Below are 17,836 nucleotides of genomic sequence, written 5' to 3'. Positions count from 1 at the left end.
CCTCAAATATTCAATCCGTCAAACAAATTACTTATAACTTTTTCATTTATTTGAGAATTAAAACCTCCTTCTTGAATTATTAGTTTTGGTATATTTAAATATGATAACATTTCTCCCATTTCTTTGTAATCTCCATCCTTTAATTTAAATGATGTTGAAATATCTTTTTCATGCGTATTGCTACCAAAAGGGATTATAATAAAGTCCGGATCAAAATCTTCTATTTCAAGTAGTGCTTTTTCTAAAACACGTAAATATACTCTTCCGTTTATATTATCTTTTAAAGGGAAATTAATGTTATAACCCTTTCCATCTTTTCCGCCAATTTCCCATTCAAAACCTGAAACATAAGGATAATGTATTGATGGATTTCCATGAATACTAATAGTCAAAACAGTATTATCCTCATAAAAAATTTCCTGCGTACCATTACCTGCATAAAAATCCAGATCAAGGATTGCTATATATATATCGCCGTTTTTTTGGAGATATCGCGTTGCAAGAGCTGCATTGTTAAAGTATGATCCCCCTCCACAATATGATAGCCCGGCATTATGCCCCGGGGGTCTGGAACAAGAATATACCAATTCTTCCCCCTCAAGCATTAAGGTCGCACCTGTTAAACTACATTTTGCACTTATCCATGCCATTTCAAATGTGTTTTTGCTAACAGGTGTTTTTGTATCTATACAAAAGTCATATCCAAACATTCTGGGAAAATATTCCTGATTATTTTCTAAAGTATATTGTTTTTCTTTCAACCAATTTATATAATCAGATGAATGAACAAAATATAAATACGATCGCGGAAAATCTTTTGCCCCTATAACAATATCACCATATTTTAATTGTAATACTTCTTTTATTGATTCTATTCTACCGGGCTTATCCATGTTTTCAATTAATTTAAATCCATCAAATTCACTTTTAGGAGAATAAAAAACATGTCTTGGATCATAAACTATTTTCATAAATTTTCCTCCATTTCGGAAATGAGATTAATTCTCTTTTCGTGTCTCCCTCCCTCAAAAGACGTTTCTAAAAATGTATCTACAGTCCATTCTGCAAGTTCAAACCCCATTGTTCTACCGCCCAATACCAACACATTAGCATTATTATGTTGTCTTGCAAGTTCTGCCATTTTTGGATAATAAGCCAAAGTAGCCCTTATTCCTTTAACTTTATTTGCTGCAATAGACATCCCAAGCCCTGTTCCACACATTAAAATTCCATAATCTGCTTCTTTGTTAACAACTTTTTCACACACTTTTTTTGCATATATTGGATAATCCACTCTATCTTCTGAGTATGGACCTTCATCTATAACTTCAATTCCTTTATTCTTTAAATATTCTTTTATATGTTCTTTCATTTTATAAGCTGCATGATCAGAACCTATTACTATTTTCATCTTCAATCACCTCTTTTATCAATATTTTTCCTATAATTTTTAATTTTTCATTAAATATTAAAATGATGTCTTCTCCTGAATCGTCCTTTGAAATAAGGTTTAATATTTTTGCTGAACTAACCAATTTAATTTCAGAAATACATTCTATATATCTAGGTTTACTATATAACTCAATTTTTCCTTTTTTGTATTCACCATTAATTTCTATAATACCAGAATTCCCTTTACGTATAATTTTTATACCTCGAGATTTTCCAGATAATTCTATAACTCCTTTTTTTTCAAGAGATTTTAAATGAGAATAAACCGTTGAAACGCTTTTCAACTCAAAATATTCTTTTATTTCTCTCATAGATGGAGGATATCCCCTTAATTTGATATAAAATTCTATATATTCTAAGATTTTTTTTTGCTTTTCTGTAATTTCCTTCATAAAATTTTTATTTCTCCTTATACATCAAATATTACTCTTAATTTCTCCTTGTTCAAAACTTCTGGGTATACTACCCCTTTTATTTCTACATTATTTCTTAATTCAATTATTTTAGAATAATATACTTTTATCTGATCTTTTCCTACGGCTACTTTTGAAGGAAATTGATTTTCTTTTATTTTATTTAAAGAATAATTTCCTATATCAAATATTATATCATCTATATCTTTTTGATTAATGTAATAATTATACTCACTTTCCAAACCACCAACTAACGGTTTAAAAATTTTATTTAATGAATCAAAAAAATCCTCTAAAATTTCTTTTGTGTTTTTTCCTGATATTTCAAACATCATATCTGCTATATGCTTTAATTCTTCACTCATCCTCTATCACCACAGCAGCATCTGCAACCATATCTTCTTTGTCCAATCTAATTGCCCTAACTCCTATTGCGTATCTACTCAATGTTGATATTGTAGAAACTTCTTCTCTTATTGCTTTCCCTAATCTGGTAAATACTATTATATGGCTTTCTCCTGTAACAGTTAAAGCTTTTACTATATTTCCTATACGCGACGTACTTTTAACGCATTTTAACCCTATTCCACCTCTATTTTGCAATCTAAAATCTTCAAAATTCACACGTTTGGCAAATCCATATTCTGTGATCAGTAACATGCTTTTGTTTTCATTTACTTTTACAGCATTTACTACATTATCATTTTCTCTGAGTTTTATTGATTTTACTCCTGAGGCGGCTCTTCCCATAGGTCTAACATCTGATACTTTAAATCTTAAACTCATTCCTTTTTTACTTATCACCAATACTTCATCCTTATCTTCCACGATAAGAGCATCTATTACCATATCATCTTCTCTAATTGTTATCGCTTTTAATCCATTTTTCCTGATATTAGAAAATTCTTTTAATGATGTTCTTTTTACTATCCCATTTTTGGTAAATAACATAATATATTTATTCTCAATATCTTTTTCATTTTCAATTGGGATTATTGTTTTTATTTTTTCATCATTATCTAAATATAAATATGAACTTATGTGTTTTCCCTTAGTTTCTTTTTTACTCTTTTCTATATTATACGCATGAAGCTCAAAAGCTTTTCCCTTTGAAGTTATAAATAAAAGTCTTGATAAACTATTTGTTTGTAAAACCTGGATAATAAAATCATTATCAGATTTTTTTATAGCTTTTGATCCTTTTCCACCTCTATTTTGAACCTTATATTCATCACTTTTCATTGCTTTTATATATCCCCATTGTGTCAATACTATTACAAGATCTTCTTCTTCAACATTATCCATTTCTTCTACTTTAGATCCTTGATTTGTTATTTTAGTTCTTCTTTCATCACCAAATTTCATTTTTACTTCTTCTAATTCTTTTTTTATTACTTCTAACATTCTTTCTTTATTGTTTAAAATTTCCATAGCTTCTTTTATTTTTTTTGTTAATTCTGAATATTCTTTTTCCAGTTTTTCCCCTTCCAATTTAGAAAGGCTTATTAATCTCATATCTACAATCGCATTTGCCTGCTCTTTTGTAACATTTATTATTTCCATCAAACTATTTATAGCATCTTCTCTACCGTCAGACTGTCTAATGATTTCTATAACCGATTCTATACCTTCAGAAGCTTTCATTAATCCTTCTACAATATGAGATCTTTTTCTTGCCTTATCAAGCTCAAATTGTGTTCTTTTTGTCACAACATCTATTCTGTGTTCTATAAAAGCTTCTAAAATTTCTTTTAAATTCATTACTTTCGGTTTTCTTTTATCAATTACAGTCATCTGAACCGCAAAAGAAATCTGTAATGATGTATGCTTTAATAACTGATTTATTATTTTTTGAGGATTTACATTTTTTTTCAGCTCAATTACAACACGGATTCCCTCTTTGTCTGATTCATCACGGATATTTTTTATTCCTACATCTTTTTTATTTTCTTTCTGTTTTGTAACATAATTTGCTATCTGTGTAATTAAATCTGATTTTGGAACACCATATGGTATTTCTTTGATAACTATACTCATACCATTTTTATTTTCTTCCAACTCATATTTTGCTCTTATGTGAAAAGAACCTCTACCGGTTTCGTAAATTCCTTTTATTTTATTTCCATCAACAATAATTCCTCCAGTTGGTAAATCCGGTCCTTTGATATATTTCATCAAATCATCTATGGTTGATTCAGGATTATCTATCAATTGATTTATTCCATCAATTAGTTCATTTAAATTATGAGATGGAATATTTGTAGCCATACCAACAGCAATACCATTTACTCCATTCATTAACAAATTCGGTAGCCTTGTTGGTAAAACTAAAGGCTCTTTTAATGAACCATCAAAGTTATCCATCATATCTACCGTATTTTTATCAATATCAATTAACATATATTCTGCTAATTCATGCATTTTTGCTTCAGTATATCTCATAGCAGCTGGCGGATCCCTATCAATAGATCCAAAATTCCCCTGTCCTATTACTAGTGGATATCTTAAACTAAATGGTTGTGCCATTCTTACAAGTGCATCATATATTGCAGCATCTCCATGAGGATGATATTTACCCATTACTTCCCCTACAATACGCGCACATTTTTTATATGATGCTGTATGGCGCAAATTTAACTCATCCATTGAATATAAAATTCTTCTTTGCACCGGTTTTAATCCATCTCTAACATCTGGTATTGCTCTGCTTGTTATAACGCTTAATGAATATAAAAGGTATGACTCTTTTAATTCCTGCTCAAAAGATTTATTTAAAATATCACTCATTAAAATTTAACCTCCTAAATTAAGAAATTTTAGCTCCTGGTTCAATCTCACCATCTGTTGTTAATAATACTAATTTGTCATTTATTTTTGCTGCAAGTAACATTCCATTTGATTCTATTCCCATTAATTTTGCAGGTTTTAAATTTGCTACTATTATAATTTTTTTACCAATTAAATTCTCTGGTTCATAATAATTAGCAATCCCTGCAACTATCTGTCTTTTTCCCAATTCGCCTAAATTTAATTGTAATTTTATCAACTTTCTGGATTTTTTTACTTTTTCTGCCTCAATTATTTCAGCAACTCTTAAATCTACATTCTTAAAATATTCTATATCAATCAAAACATTTTCGAATTTTTCTTCAATCTTTTTCTCTTCCATGTCTTTTTCCTCCTTTTTCATAACTATTACCTTTTTCCAGTTCTTAACATCTATTCTTTTGAAAATAGGATTACCTATTTCTATTTTTCTATCTGGTACTAATAAACCAATTTTGATATTTTCACTTTTTAAATATTCTTCTGGATTTTCAATAGCTAATTTTTTTAATATTTTTATAGATGTATCCGGCATAATTGGCGATATTAGTAATGCTATAATTCTAATTGAATCCATTAAATTATACATAACAGTTGATAATCTATCTTTTTTTGATTCATCTTTTCCCAATAACCATGGTTCTGTTAAATCTATATATTTATTTGTAAATCTTACTAATTCCCACAAATTATCCAACGCATGTGTGAATAAATATTTATCCATATTTTCTTCGTACTTTTTCACTGTTTCGTTTATTAATTTAAATAATTGATTATCTACATCTTTTTTTTCTTTTAGCTGTGGTATAATTCCATCAAAATATTTATTAACCATGGATAAAGTTCTATGAACTAAATTACTTAAATCATTCACTAAATCTGAATTATATCTTGTTATTAAATTATCTTCTGAAAAATCGCCATCTTTCCCAAAAACTATGTCTCTCATTAAATAATATCTTATAACATCATTTCCATACGACTTAACTAAAACTCTTGGATCAATTGCATTACCAAGGGATTTTGATATTTTTTCTCCATTTACAGTTAACCATCCATGAGCAAAAATCTTTTTAGGCAATGGTAAACCTGCTGACATCAGCATTGCTGGCCATATTAACGAATGAAATCTATTTATTTCTTTCCCTATTAAATGCAAGTCTGCTGGCCAATATTTCTCAAACATTTCCTTATTTTCCGGATATCCAAGAGCACTGACATAATTTATCAAAGCATCAACCCAAACATAAATTACATGTTTTGGATCATCAGGCATTTGAACTCCCCAATTAAAAGTTGTCCTGGTTATACTTAAATCTTTTAATCCACTTTCCAATATTTTCAACATTTCATTTTTTCTGAATTCTGGTTCCACAAAATCAGGATTTTCTTCAAAATGTTTTTTTAAAGGTTCATTATATTTTGAAAGTTTGAAAAAATAATTTTCTTCTTCTACCCAATTCACCTCTCTGCCACAAGAGGGACATATTTTCTTTCCATTCTTTTCTTCAATTTCATCCTTTGTCCAATAAGTTTCACATGGCACACAATACCAACCTTCATACTTGCCTTTGTATATATCTCCATTTTCCATCATCTTTTTTACTATATATTGAACTGTTTTCATATGCTGCTCATCTGTAGTTCTTACAAAATAATCATTTGTAATATCCAATTTTTCCCACAGTGTTTTAAATTTCCCTGCTAATTCATCACATAATTCCTGTGGCTCTATATTTTTAGCTTTAGCAGCTTGCATTATTTTCTGACCATGTTCATCTGTACCTGTTAAATAAAATACATCAAATCCTCTCATTCTTTTATACCTTGCTATTATATCTCCAACTATTGTTGTATAACTTGATCCTATATGCGGTTCTGCATTAACATAATATATGGGAGTAGTTACATAAAATTTTTTCACTTTCTCAACCTCCTATAATTTTTTATTTTTTTATATTATACCATATACTCACTTTAGTATAATTAAGAAGTTTTTAAAATTTCAGTCATATTTTTATATCTAGGGTGTTCAATTAGTAAAGCAAGCGAAAACTCGCAGATTGTCCGAAAAAATAGCGAATGAAGTCGGTCAATTTTGCACGGATGCAAAATTAAGTGAAGCCGAACATGGATGTGAGTCTGATACGACCGGCGAGAATGAGCTATTTTTGAGGATTAACAATCAAGGTTTGAGCGACTTTACTTTTTGGACAGCATATTATATCTTTTGACCTTCATATTTTTTTTACTTTCTAAAGTTGTTTTATTTAAAATGATATGTTAAAATAAATAAAACAAAAAAATATAAATACAGGAGGAATTGTTATGAAAATGTCTAAATTTTATGCACCAACTTTAAAAGAAGTTCCTAATGATGTTGAAATTAAAAGTCACGAATTATTAATAAGAGGCGGTTTTATAAGAAAAAGCGCATCCGGTGTTTATACTTACTTACCTTTAGGTACAAAGGTTCTTAAGAAAATTGAAAATATCGTACGAGAAGAAATGGAAAAAATTGGTTCACAGGAAATATTAATGCCAATTATTCAACCCGCTGAAATCTGGAAAGAAAGTGGCAGATGGGATGATTATGGACCTGAAATGATGAAACTAAAGGATAGGCATAATAGAGACTTCACATTAGGCCCTACACATGAAGAGATGATTACCACTATTATAAAAAATGAATTAAGATCATATAAACAATTGCCAGTCTCTTTATTTCAAATCGCAAATAAATACAGGGATGAAATAAGACCAAGGTTTGGTGTTTTAAGAGCAAGAGAATTTATAATGAAAGACGCTTATTCATTTCACGATTCAGAAAAATCACTTGACGAGGCATACAACGATTTTTATAAAGCCTATGAAAAAATATTAGAGAGATTGGGCGTAGATTATTTAGTAGTAGAAGCTGATACTGGTGCCATCGGCGGAAGTAATTCTCATGAGTTTCAAATAAAAGCTGAATATGGTGAAAGTACTATATATTATTGCGATTGCGGCTATGCTGCAACTGATGAAAAAGCCGAGTCAAATATTGTTTTCGATGAAATAAATGAAAATATTAAAGAAATTAAAAAAATGGATACACCAGATGTCAAATCAATAGATGATGTTTCATCTTTTTTGAATGTTGAGAAAAATAAAATTGTAAAATCACTGCTTTTTAAAGGAAGAGACGGTTGGATTTTAGCATTAATAAGAGGGGATTTTGAATTAAATGTTTCAAAACTTAAAGCATATTTCGGGGACCAAACTTTAACTTTAGGAGAACCTGCTGAAATAAAAAGTACATTTGGTGTAGAAACTGGTTTTATAGGACCTATTGGAATTAAAGATGTTAAAATAATAGCTGATTTAAGCGTTAAAAATTTAAAAAATTTTGTTGTTGGTGGAATGGAAAAAGATACTCATTATATGAATGTAAATTTGAATAGAGACTTTAAAGTTGACGATTTTGTTGATATTAGAGTGGTTTCAAAAGGCGAACCATGTCCAAAATGTAATTCTCCGTTAAAAGAAATAAAAGGTATAGAAGTGGGGCAGGTTTTTAAATTGGGTACAAAATATTCTGAAAAGTTAAATGCATATTATACAGCAGAAAACGGAAAACAAAAACCTTTTATTATGGGATGTTATGGCTGGGGAGTTTCAAGAACTTTAGGTGCAATTGTCGAACAGTTACATGATGATTACGGAATGATGTGGCCAAGAAGTATTGCTCCATTTGAAATTGTAATTATACCAGTATCTATAAAACAAAAAGAATTGGTTAAAAAATCAGAAGAAATTTATAATTTATTAAAAGATAAATATGATGTTTTGTACGATGATAGAGATGCTTCTCCAGGTTTTAAATTTAAAGATGCTGATTTAATAGGTATTCCGTTGAAAATCATAATCGGTAAAAAAATGAAAGATGGTAAAGTCGAATTAAAATTAAGATATGAAAAAAATGCTTTAGAAGTTGATATATCGGAATCCTTCAATAAATTATTAGAAATTGTTGAAAAAAAATTAAACGAATACGACCCAAAAATTTACCTTAATTCTATTGACAAAGATTGATCTTCATGTTATAATTGTTTTGCGTCGGAGAGGTGGCCGAGCGGCCGAAGGCGCTTGCCTGCTAAGCAAGTGAGGGTTATTACCCTCCGTGGGTTCAAATCCCACCCTCTCCGCCATTTTTTTTATCAATTTTTATGTGCCCGTAGCTCAATTGGATAGAGCATTGGACTGCGGATCCAAAGGTTGCTGGTTCAAATCCAGTCGGGCACGCCAAAAAATAAAGGGCATATGCCCTTTATTTTTTTTTACCATATATATCTATCTTTTAATATCTCTTTTGTTTTATCAATAATATTGTAATATCTTTCTTTTACATTTTCCTCTAAAAGATTTTCATTTATTGGTAATATTTTTTTCTTAAAATACTTTATTATTTCTTCTTGAGAAACCATTTTCTTTTTAAATAGATCTAAATACTCATTCATCTCATATATTGCTTTATTGTTATATTCCATTTTTTTCTGATTTTCTAACTCCTTTAATTTTTTTAAATAATTTTCAATTGTATTATATTCCTCTCTAAATTCAGTATTTTCCGGAAATCTTTCAAATACATACAATAAATATTTGACATCTTTTTTTATATTTTCACTATACATCGATCTTTCCATATATGAAATTTCATCTGTTATTATTGTTAAATACTTGCTGTATACCATTTTTGAAATTTTCAAAAAACTCTTTTTTACATCACTATCATTAGAAAAATCACTATATCTCAAAACTATATTATTATATATATTAATCATCTCTATCAATTTAAATTCTTTACCTTTTATATAATTATCTAATTTATCAATTAATGATAAAATATCTTCTTTATTCATTAGGTATTCAAGTTTTTTATAATATTCTTCCTGCTTTTTGGAAATATCATTTTCTAAGTCTGATATTTTTTTATCAATCATTATCACCATATTTTTAATCTCTTCTATTTCTTTTGTAACAACCTCATTTTCCTCAATCTCTTTTATTTTTTCATCTATTTCTTGAACCTTATCGTAAATATTTTTATTTCCTGAATTTATTTTTTTAATGTTTGAATTAATTTCATTTATAAGATCTTCTAACCCTTTTGTATTTAGAGAAATTGTATTGATTCTATCCAGAATTTTTATATTTTTACCTTCAATTACTTTTTCAATATTATCAAAATTTACTGAAACCCCGTCTATTTTTTCGGTTGTTTCTCTTAATTTATCATTTATATTTTTTTCAATTTTATTAATCTCATTTAATATTCTATTTGTTTTTTCACTTAAAACTTTGTTTATATCTGATTTTATATATTGTTTTAAATTATTCATTTCATTTTTCAAATCAATGCTAATATTATTTTTTTGTCCCCGAGATGTTTCATTTATATTTAATGTTTCTAAAATTTTATTATTTTCTTCTAATCCCATTAATATTTCTGGAATTTGGCGTGTATTGGAATTAATAATATCCAGAATTTGAAAATTATTGTTCAATTTCTCGAGATTTTTGTTTAAATCACTTAGTCCATTTACTTTTTCTTTTATATTTTCTATATCATTTTTTAACAGCTGTTTAAAATTATATTGTTCAATTATTGTATACAATATTCCACTTAAAAGAATTACATTAATCAGCAAAATTATTATAAAAATTCTAGACAAAGTTTTATTCAATTGGAGATTTTTTCCAACTTCAGCATTTTTAGAATGTTCAATATTTAATTCAATTTTCTCTTCTCTTTTAAATTCATTATCATTCATATTATTCCTCCTCTTTATCTGGAATAATTCCGATTTTCATTACCATTATACCATAAAATTTAAATTACTCTTATATTTTTACAATGTCCAAAAAGTAAAATTGCTCAAACCTTAATTGCCAATCTTCAAAAATAGCATATTTTCGCCGGTCGTATCAGACTCACATCCATGTTCGGCTTCACTCAATTTTGCATCCATGCAAAATTGACCGGCTTCATATGCTATTTTTTCAGGCAATTTTCGAGTTTTCGCTTACTTTACTAATTGGACACCATAATATTTTTATTTTTTTGACATGTTATTTATTATCTATAATCACGTTTATTTAATAATAATTAATAGTAATTATATATAATTAATTAAGAAAATTGTTTTGCCATACTTGTATTTAGTGAAGATTTTTTGATATAATTGTTTTAAATATATCAAACTTAGGAGGGATACTGTGAAAAATTCTAATATTAAAATATTTAATTCTATAGGTTTTAAGATTGGTATTATAATCCTTTCTTTATCCATCATTCCTTTATTAATTGTTACTTTTTTCGTAAATTATTCTATAAAAAATCAGGAAAATATTATAAAACAAAATGTAAATTCACAAATATCTGTTATTCAAAATAATTACAAAAAACAATTTGATGAATATAATAAACTTCTGGAAAAACAGATAAAAGAATATAATATGGATATCTCAAGACAAATAGAGAAATTAAATGATTCTGTAAATAAAAAATTTGAAGACTTTTTTATAGAGAATTATGATAAAAATTTATCAACTTTATTTTCTATATTTGAAAACAAAATAAAAGAAAACATAAAGAATTTAAAAGATTTTTTAAATGCTATTAGTAGAAGTTCAGACTTAAAAACAAAATCAGCTTCAAAGTCCATTTCTATTGTTGATAGATATAGTTTATTACAGCCTTATGCAGACTTACAAAAATTTGATGGTATTCAATTGTGGTTGGTTAATCCAAAAATTGTTACAAGAAAAAATTCTTTTGAAATTTCAATAAGAGGTGAAATATATAAAATCCAGAAAAAAGCTGAAAGTTATATGGCTGGTAAAGATAATTTAAAAAATTTAAATATTATTAGTTTGGTTAAAATGATTTCATCTCAAATAATTTCAAAAAATTTATCTTATGGTTTAAGCAAAGTGACTTTCATAGAAAATAAACCTTATTTTCTTATTTTAACACCTGTATATGATCCTGTTTCAACACAAAAAATAACAGGATTATTGGTCGGATTAAAAGAATTCGGATATAACGATATTGTTGAAATAGGAAATTTAATAAATGCATATATCGTTATATATTCATCATCCGGACACCCATTATTCGGCAATATTCCAACATCTAATTTAAAATTCAATCTTTCCAATATAAATAAATTTATTACTGAAAAATTGCTAAAAAAAGATACGAGGAGTTTTTATACAACTTCACAAATTTTTCCTTTAATGTATGTCCAGATATCAAAACCACTGATAAAAGCAAAAACTGATTTAAATATAAGTTTAAAAAGCAATTTTTCCTTGCCAGAATTCAAAACACAACGTATTTCTATAAATTTAAACATAGACATGAGAAAAATTCTAAATATTATTTTGTTAATCATTGCAATAATTATTATAATTTCAATAATAATATCTATTTATATGGGAAAGAGGTTCTCAAAGGATTTATATATTGTGGCCCAAAACCTTGATAATATATCTCAGGGTAATTTAAAAGATATTGAAAAATTGCAAAAAAGAAAAAATGACGAAATTGGTCATATGATGAAAAAAATTCATGATACTATTGATTTCCTGATTTCTATGTTTAAGAATTTAAATGAAAATGTAAAGAGACTAAATGCTGCTACAAAAGAGATTGACACTTCCTCAGAAAAATTAGAGAATACAAAAAATACTATAGAAAATATCGTTACAAGCGTTAAAAAACTTATGAATGATCTTGAAATTTTTCTTAGTTCTCTTGATAAAAACATGGAAATTCTTTTTGAAAATAGCAATAATATATTAAATGAATCAAATACTATAGAAAAAACCATAAACAAATTAAGTGAATTTAATACGATAACAAAAGATATGACTTCCAAAACAAAAAGCTCCACACAATTAATAAATAATTTAACTATAAATCTCTCTAATAGCTTTAGAAACTTTAATAAAAAGGTAGAACAAATATTTGACTTTGTTGAAAAAATTACTGACATCTCCAGGCAAACAAATTTATTAGCATTAAATGCTGCAATAGAGGCTGCAAGAGCAGGTGAAGCAGGAAAAGGTTTCGCAGTTGTTGCAGATGAAATAAGAAGCTTATCTATTGAAACAAATAATATTGCTGAAGATATTTCAAGTCAGATTGGTTTAATTGGTAATGATATGAAAATATTATTAAATGAAGTTCAATCCTCACAAAAAAATATTACTTCTTTAGATAAAATAATGGATAAATTTGAAAAAGATATGAATGAAATAAATAATCTTACGGTAGAATTAGACAGAATTTTTGATATTCTAAAAAATATCATTGAAGAACAAAATAATGTTTTGAAATCATTCGATAAAAGCAAAAGCGAAGTAAATTCTTTCTTAAAAGTATCCAAAAAAGAAATTTTAGATTTTACTAAAGTAATAAATAACGAAACAGAGGTCATAAATACATTAATAAAACAATCTGAAAAACTCCAAAAAAGTTCTGAAAAACTAACCGATATTATTTCTTTTTTTAAAGTCAATTAGATTTAATTAAACTAATTTATTAGTACTTATTGAAAAAAATCTCAAAATATGATATAATTTTTTCATATTTTTATAGGGGGTGTTTATTGGTGGAGAGGGAAGATGTTTTAAAAATTGTAGAAAAAGAAAAGGTAAAATTTATAAGATTACAAATTACAGATATTAATGGTTTACTAAAAAATGTTGAAATTCCATGGGATGAGCTTAAACATTCTTTTAAAAAAGGAACTATGTTTGATGGCTCTTCAATAGAAGGATTTGTTAGAATAGAAGAATCTGATATGTATTTAAGACCTGATCCAGATACTTTTGCCATTTATCCATGGACAGATAAAGGATATAAATCTGCACGACTAATATGTGATGTTTATAATTCAAACGGCACACCTTTTGAAGGAGATCCAAGATATAGATTAAAACTTGTCCTGAATAAATTGAAAGAAAAAGGATTTTCTGCTTATGTTGGACCAGAACCAGAATTCTTTTTACTTCCAAAAGATGAAAAAACAAATAAACCAATATTACGATTTTTAGATGAAGGCGGTTACTTCGATTTATTACCTATAGATCAGGGTGAAGAAACAAGAAAAGATATCGTTCTATCTTTAGAGGAGATGGGAATCAACGTTGAAGCTTCTCATCATGAAGTTGCTCCTTCACAACATGAAATAGATTTCACTTATGATGAAGCTCTCAAAACAGCCGATAATATCCAGACATTTAAACTTGTTGTAAAAACTATAGCTTTATTAAATGGATTACACGCAACATTTATGCCAAAGCCTTTTTTTGGTACAAATGGCTCTGGAATGCATACTCACTTGAGTTTATTTAAAAACGATATGAATGCTTTTTATGACAAAAATAAAGAATTCGAACTTAGTGATACTTTAAAATATTTTGTTGGCGGAATTTTAAAACATATAAAAGCAATTACAGCTATCGCTAATCCGACTATAAACAGTTATAAAAGACTGGTCCCTGGATATGAGGCTCCGGTAAATATAGCTTGGTCTCCAAGTAACAGAAGCGCTCTGATAAGAGTTCCTGCATCGCGTGAGATGGGTACAAGAATTGAAGTAAGAAGTCCAGATCCTACTGCAAATCCTTATTTATTATTAGCTTCTTTATTAGCGGCAGGTTTTGAAGGTATAGAGAAAAAAATAGAACCTCCTGCAGCAATAATTTCAAACATTTACCATATGACAGCTGAAGAAAGAGATAAAGTTGGCATTGACCATCTACCTTCAAATTTAAAAGAAGCCATAGATGAACTAAAACAGGATGAATTAATAAAAGATGTTCTTGGAATGCATATTTTTGAAAAATACGTTGAATTAAAAGAAAAAGAATGGAAAGAATACTCTATTAATGTAACTGATTGGGAAATTAATAAATACTTATGGATTATGTAACATTTTTCTATTATAATATCATATGGTTTTAGGGACCTACTATAGGCTGGGTCCCGCGCAACGGGAACCCGCGAACCTGGTCAGGCCCGGAAGGGAGCAGCCATAAGCGGTACTTCCTGTGTGCCGCGGGGGTGCCCGGCCATCTTTATTTTTAGGGGGGCTTTTATGAAAAAATTTTATTTTTTATCTTTTTTTATAATTATTTCAATTTTAACTTTTTCCTTGAATATCGGAATCTATTCAAACGGTATATTCATGGAATTTCCAATTGAAAAAATAAAAATAAAAGCAGGTTTTCCAACATTTGGTTTATCTTATTCAAATAATAACGATTATATTAAGTATAATTTGGTTGCTGATTTTAACCTGAATAATCCACAATTAAATAATTATATTTCCTCTGACATAGGTATAACTTTTGGTAATATTACTGTCTATTCTGGGTTCTGGAATGTTTTTAATGATTTAAATTCAACAAAAGAATCTACCTCTACTGTTAATATTGGTGATGCTGGATTTTCTACAGGATTTTCTACAGAAATAGAAAATTTAAAATTAAATGTTTTTTTGAATCTAAAAGCCTTAAACTGGATAAAAACAGGAACTGTTGTAACAAATCTTCCTTCTTTTTCAGGAACATTTGAAGATTCTGTATTATTTACAATAGGCATAGATTATTCGTATTTAATTGACAATAACAAAATTAATGTCTTTTTTAACTTCGGTACAAACTATATAAGTTTTCCGAACGGCTTAACTTTGTATCAATTTAAAAATAATTATAATTTTGGGATATTATTAACTATAAATGATTTGCTTAAACAGGAGGACTAAAATGAGAGAAAAAAATGAAAAAATTTTTGGGCCTGAAGACTTAAAAGATTTATCTCCGGAACAAGTTGTAAGTTTATACAAAGAACAATATAAAACTGAAAAAAAAGAAAAAAAAACTATTTCAAAATTTCAACATTATTATGTTGAGAATCCAGAATCTGAATTAACAATAAAAGAATTAACCCTTACTTTAAAAAATGGACATACTTATATTTTTAAAGCACCTTCAGGTGTATATGGAAAAAAGGAAATAGATAAAGCTACTAAAATATTATTGGAAAATGGTGATATTACAGGAAAAAAAATTTTAGATATTGGATGTGGATACGGGGTAATAGGTATAACATTAAAAAAAGAACACCCTGATATTGAAATTTATATGAGTGACATTAATAAAAGAGCCGTGGAATTTTCAAAAATAAATGCAAAAAATAATAATATTTTTGCTGATATCAGGCAGGGATATTTATTCGACCCATGGAAAGATTTTTTATTTGAACAAATAATATCTAATCCACCTATTGTTGCAGGTAAAAAAGTCTGGATGAAATTAATAGAAGATTCATATAAACATTTAGTTATTTTTGGAACACTACAATTAGTTGCCTTTCATAATAAAGGCGGAAGTAGGATTAAAGATTATATGAAAAAAATATTTGGAAATGTTATTGAAATTGTGAAAAAGGGTGGTATTAGAGTATACAAGTCGGTGAAAACACAATGATTGAATTAAAAAATATTACTTTTAATTATAAAGATAAAAATATTTTTGATAATTTAAATCTCATATTAAAAAGTAAAATACCAATTGGATTGGTTGGAGATAATGGAAGTGGAAAATCCACATTGTTAAGAATTTTATGTGGTATTTTGACTCCTGATAATGGCGAATTTTTTTTGTATAATAAAAAAATAAATTTTTATGATGAAAGTTCTTTATTATTTTTGAAAAAAAATGTTGGCTATATATTTCAAAACCCTGAGAATCAAATTGTCGGTGTAACGGTTGAAGAAGATATTGCTTTCGGACTTGAAAATCTGGGATTAGAAAGAAATGAAATAAAAAAAAGAATTAATTGGGCTTTAAGTGTAACAGACCTATTGGGATTAGAAAAAAAAGACCCTAATACACTTTCTGGCGGTCAAAAACAGCGTCTTGCAATAGCTTCTATGATTGCTATGCAACCAAATTTTATTTTAATGGATGAGCCAACTACTATGTTAGACCCTGAAGGACGTGATGAAATATATAAAGTAATAAAAAATCTTATAAATATAGGTAAAACTGTTATTATAGCTTCACATCATGCAAAAGATCTTCAATTTGTAGAAAAAATTATAGCATTAGATAAAGGAAAAGTTGTATTTTATGATAGTAGAGACAAATTTTATCAGTGGTCAGAAAACAAAAAATTCAATGTTGAAATACCTTTTGAAAATATTGTAAAAAAATATACAGGAAAATCTATAAAAGATTTGGAGCGAAATATATGTCTATAGAAGTAAATGATATTTCATACACATATGCTGAAGGAACTCCTTTTGAATCTATTGCTTTAAAAAATATTAATTGGGAAATTAAAGAAAATTCAATGTGGGTAATTTTAGGTAAAACAGGCTCTGGAAAAACCACATTAATACAAACACTAAATGGTTTATTAATTCCAAAAAATGGTGAAGTAATGATCGATGGCTTATCAACAAGAGATTCAGATATAAAAAAAATTAGAGAAAAAGTTGGTATGGTCTTTCAATATCCAGAAAATCAATTTTTTCTCCCCACAGTTATAGAGGAATTGTTATATGCTCCAAAGAATTTTAACAAAAGTATTTCTAAAAATGAGTTATACAATATATTGAACTTAATTGGTTTAAACAGTTCGTTTTTAAACAGAAATCCATTTAATCTATCTGGAGGAGAAATGAGAAAAGTTGCTATTGCATCTATATTATCTTATGATCCAAAATACATTATATTTGACGAACCTACAGTAGGATTGGATTATAGCGGAAGAAAAAAAATCTGGGAAATAATAAAAAAACTTCAAAAACTTGGGAAAACAATTATAATAGTAACACACTGGATAGATGAATTAATACCTTTTAAGCCAAATATTTTACATATACATAATCACGAAATAAATTATACTGGTAGTTTTGATGATTTCATACTTCTTGGGGAAAATGAATTGAGAAAAAAAAATATTTCCTTCTCGGAAAAACTCAAATTATATTACTGTTCATTAAAAAATAATATAAAATTAGAGAAATTATTTCAATATTGAAAAAAAAAGACGTTGACTAATTAAAAAAATAATGTTATAA

Annotated in this window: 14 protein-coding genes, 2 tRNA genes and 1 other RNA gene; 10 read left to right on the top strand and 7 right to left on the bottom strand. The window is 27.5% G+C overall.

Translation table 11 applies throughout. The features are described from left to right. Nucleotides 1-2: 2 nt before the first annotated feature. From X275_RS09530 to metG, 6 genes are read right to left on the bottom strand one after another with little or no spacing between them, the layout of a single operon-like run. Nucleotides 3-971, bottom strand: coding sequence for a histone deacetylase family protein (locus X275_RS09530; protein WP_047268587.1), 969 nt, complete (start codon nt 969-971; stop codon nt 3-5). Next, nucleotides 968-1,411 carry a ribose 5-phosphate isomerase B gene (rpiB, locus tag X275_RS09525; RefSeq protein ID WP_047268586.1) on the bottom strand — a complete coding sequence of 148 codons (444 nt, stop codon included), beginning with the start codon at nt 1,409-1,411 and terminating at the stop codon, nt 968-970. Before rpiB ends, X275_RS09530 begins: the two co-directional genes overlap by 4 nt. Next, the gene (locus tag X275_RS11190) at nt 1,389-1,844 is read right to left on the bottom strand and encodes an HTH domain-containing protein (protein WP_052913832.1); all 456 of its coding nucleotides are present in this window, start codon (nt 1,842-1,844) and stop codon (nt 1,389-1,391) included. Before X275_RS11190 ends, rpiB begins: the two co-directional genes overlap by 23 nt. Before the next feature lie 17 nt (nt 1,845-1,861). Continuing rightward, nucleotides 1,862-2,230, bottom strand: coding sequence for a hypothetical protein (locus X275_RS09515; RefSeq protein WP_047268585.1), 369 nt, complete (start codon nt 2,228-2,230; stop codon nt 1,862-1,864). Next, nucleotides 2,223-4,652 (bottom strand): DNA gyrase subunit A, encoded by a 2,430-nt coding sequence (gene gyrA / locus X275_RS09510; RefSeq protein ID WP_047268584.1) that lies wholly within the window; start codon nt 4,650-4,652, stop codon nt 2,223-2,225. Before gyrA ends, X275_RS09515 begins: the two co-directional genes overlap by 8 nt. Before the next feature lie 19 nt (nt 4,653-4,671). Continuing rightward, entirely contained in the window at nt 4,672-6,615 is a 1,944-nt protein-coding gene (gene metG / locus X275_RS09505; protein WP_047266925.1) for a methionine--tRNA ligase, read from the bottom strand. Nucleotides 6,616-7,019: 404 nt separating this feature from the next. On the opposite strand from metG, the gene X275_RS09500 reads away from it, so the two are divergent. The 3 genes from X275_RS09500 to X275_RS09490 all read left to right on the top strand — a co-directional run bounded on the left by X275_RS09500 (nt 7,020) and on the right by X275_RS09490 (nt 8,978). After that, nucleotides 7,020-8,765: a proline--tRNA ligase gene (locus X275_RS09500; protein ID WP_047268583.1), complete on the top strand. Its 1,746-nt coding sequence runs from the start codon at nt 7,020-7,022 to the stop codon at nt 8,763-8,765. 26 nt (nt 8,766-8,791) lie between these two features. Next, nucleotides 8,792-8,881: transfer RNA gene (locus X275_RS09495), tRNA-Ser, on the top strand. A 20-nt stretch (nt 8,882-8,901) separates the two neighbouring features. Beyond that, a tRNA-Arg gene (locus tag X275_RS09490) sits at nt 8,902-8,978 on the top strand. A 32-nt stretch (nt 8,979-9,010) separates the two neighbouring features. Here the strand turns inward: X275_RS09490 and X275_RS09485 are convergent. After that, nucleotides 9,011-10,504, bottom strand: coding sequence for a hypothetical protein (locus X275_RS09485; protein ID WP_047268582.1), 1,494 nt, complete (start codon nt 10,502-10,504; stop codon nt 9,011-9,013). 445 nt (nt 10,505-10,949) lie between these two features. Between X275_RS09485 and X275_RS09480 the strand changes: the two genes are divergently transcribed. The 7 genes from X275_RS09480 to X275_RS09455 all read left to right on the top strand — a co-directional run bounded on the left by X275_RS09480 (nt 10,950) and on the right by X275_RS09455 (nt 17,796). Continuing rightward, nucleotides 10,950-13,262: a methyl-accepting chemotaxis protein gene (locus X275_RS09480; protein ID WP_047268581.1), complete on the top strand. Its 2,313-nt coding sequence runs from the start codon at nt 10,950-10,952 to the stop codon at nt 13,260-13,262. A gap of 89 nt (nt 13,263-13,351) precedes the next feature. Next, complete coding sequence (gene glnA / locus X275_RS09475) at nt 13,352-14,677, top strand: type I glutamate--ammonia ligase (protein ID WP_047268580.1); 1,326 nt, start codon at nt 13,352-13,354, stop codon at nt 14,675-14,677. A gap of 44 nt (nt 14,678-14,721) precedes the next feature. Beyond that, nucleotides 14,722-14,821: signal recognition particle sRNA small type (gene ffs, locus X275_RS11400), an RNA gene on the top strand. A gap of 21 nt (nt 14,822-14,842) precedes the next feature. Further along, nucleotides 14,843-15,511: a hypothetical protein gene (locus X275_RS09470; RefSeq protein ID WP_047268579.1), complete on the top strand. Its 669-nt coding sequence runs from the start codon at nt 14,843-14,845 to the stop codon at nt 15,509-15,511. Between the two features lies 1 nt (nt 15,512). After that, entirely contained in the window at nt 15,513-16,235 is a 723-nt protein-coding gene (locus X275_RS09465; protein ID WP_084825179.1) for a class I SAM-dependent methyltransferase, read from the top strand. After that, a complete protein-coding gene (locus tag X275_RS09460; protein ID WP_047268578.1) occupies nt 16,232-17,011 on the top strand; it encodes an energy-coupling factor ABC transporter ATP-binding protein in 780 nt (259 codons plus the stop codon). The genes X275_RS09465 and X275_RS09460 overlap by 4 nt, the downstream gene beginning before the upstream one ends. Next, nucleotides 17,002-17,796 (top strand): energy-coupling factor ABC transporter ATP-binding protein, encoded by a 795-nt coding sequence (locus X275_RS09455; protein ID WP_047268577.1) that lies wholly within the window; start codon nt 17,002-17,004, stop codon nt 17,794-17,796. The genes X275_RS09460 and X275_RS09455 overlap by 10 nt, the downstream gene beginning before the upstream one ends. The last annotated feature ends 40 nt before the right edge of the window (nt 17,797-17,836 follow it).

The organism is Marinitoga sp. 1197 (assembly GCF_001021165.1).
Lineage (GTDB): Bacteria > Thermotogota > Thermotogae > Petrotogales > Petrotogaceae > Marinitoga.
This window is presented reverse-complemented; position numbering and strand designations above follow the sequence as displayed.

Coding starts and splice junctions, on each gene's coding strand:
- X275_RS11190 (WP_052913832.1), bottom strand. CDS start 1,844: ATGAAGGAAATTACAGAAAAGCAAAAAAAAATCTTAGAATATATAGAA.
- X275_RS09455 (WP_047268577.1), top strand. CDS start 17,002: ATGTCTATAGAAGTAAATGATATTTCATACACATATGCTGAAGGAACT.
- gyrA (WP_047268584.1), bottom strand. CDS start 4,652: ATGAGTGATATTTTAAATAAATCTTTTGAGCAGGAATTAAAAGAGTCA.
- rpiB (WP_047268586.1), bottom strand. CDS start 1,411: ATGAAAATAGTAATAGGTTCTGATCATGCAGCTTATAAAATGAAAGAA.
- X275_RS09485 (WP_047268582.1), bottom strand. CDS start 10,504: ATGAATGATAATGAATTTAAAAGAGAAGAGAAAATTGAATTAAATATT.
- X275_RS09515 (WP_047268585.1), bottom strand. CDS start 2,230: ATGAGTGAAGAATTAAAGCATATAGCAGATATGATGTTTGAAATATCA.
- X275_RS09500 (WP_047268583.1), top strand. CDS start 7,020: ATGAAAATGTCTAAATTTTATGCACCAACTTTAAAAGAAGTTCCTAAT.
- X275_RS09460 (WP_047268578.1), top strand. CDS start 16,232: ATGATTGAATTAAAAAATATTACTTTTAATTATAAAGATAAAAATATT.
- X275_RS09530 (WP_047268587.1), bottom strand. CDS start 971: ATGAAAATAGTTTATGATCCAAGACATGTTTTTTATTCTCCTAAAAGT.
- X275_RS09465 (WP_084825179.1), top strand. CDS start 15,513: ATGAGAGAAAAAAATGAAAAAATTTTTGGGCCTGAAGACTTAAAAGAT.
- X275_RS09470 (WP_047268579.1), top strand. CDS start 14,843: ATGAAAAAATTTTATTTTTTATCTTTTTTTATAATTATTTCAATTTTA.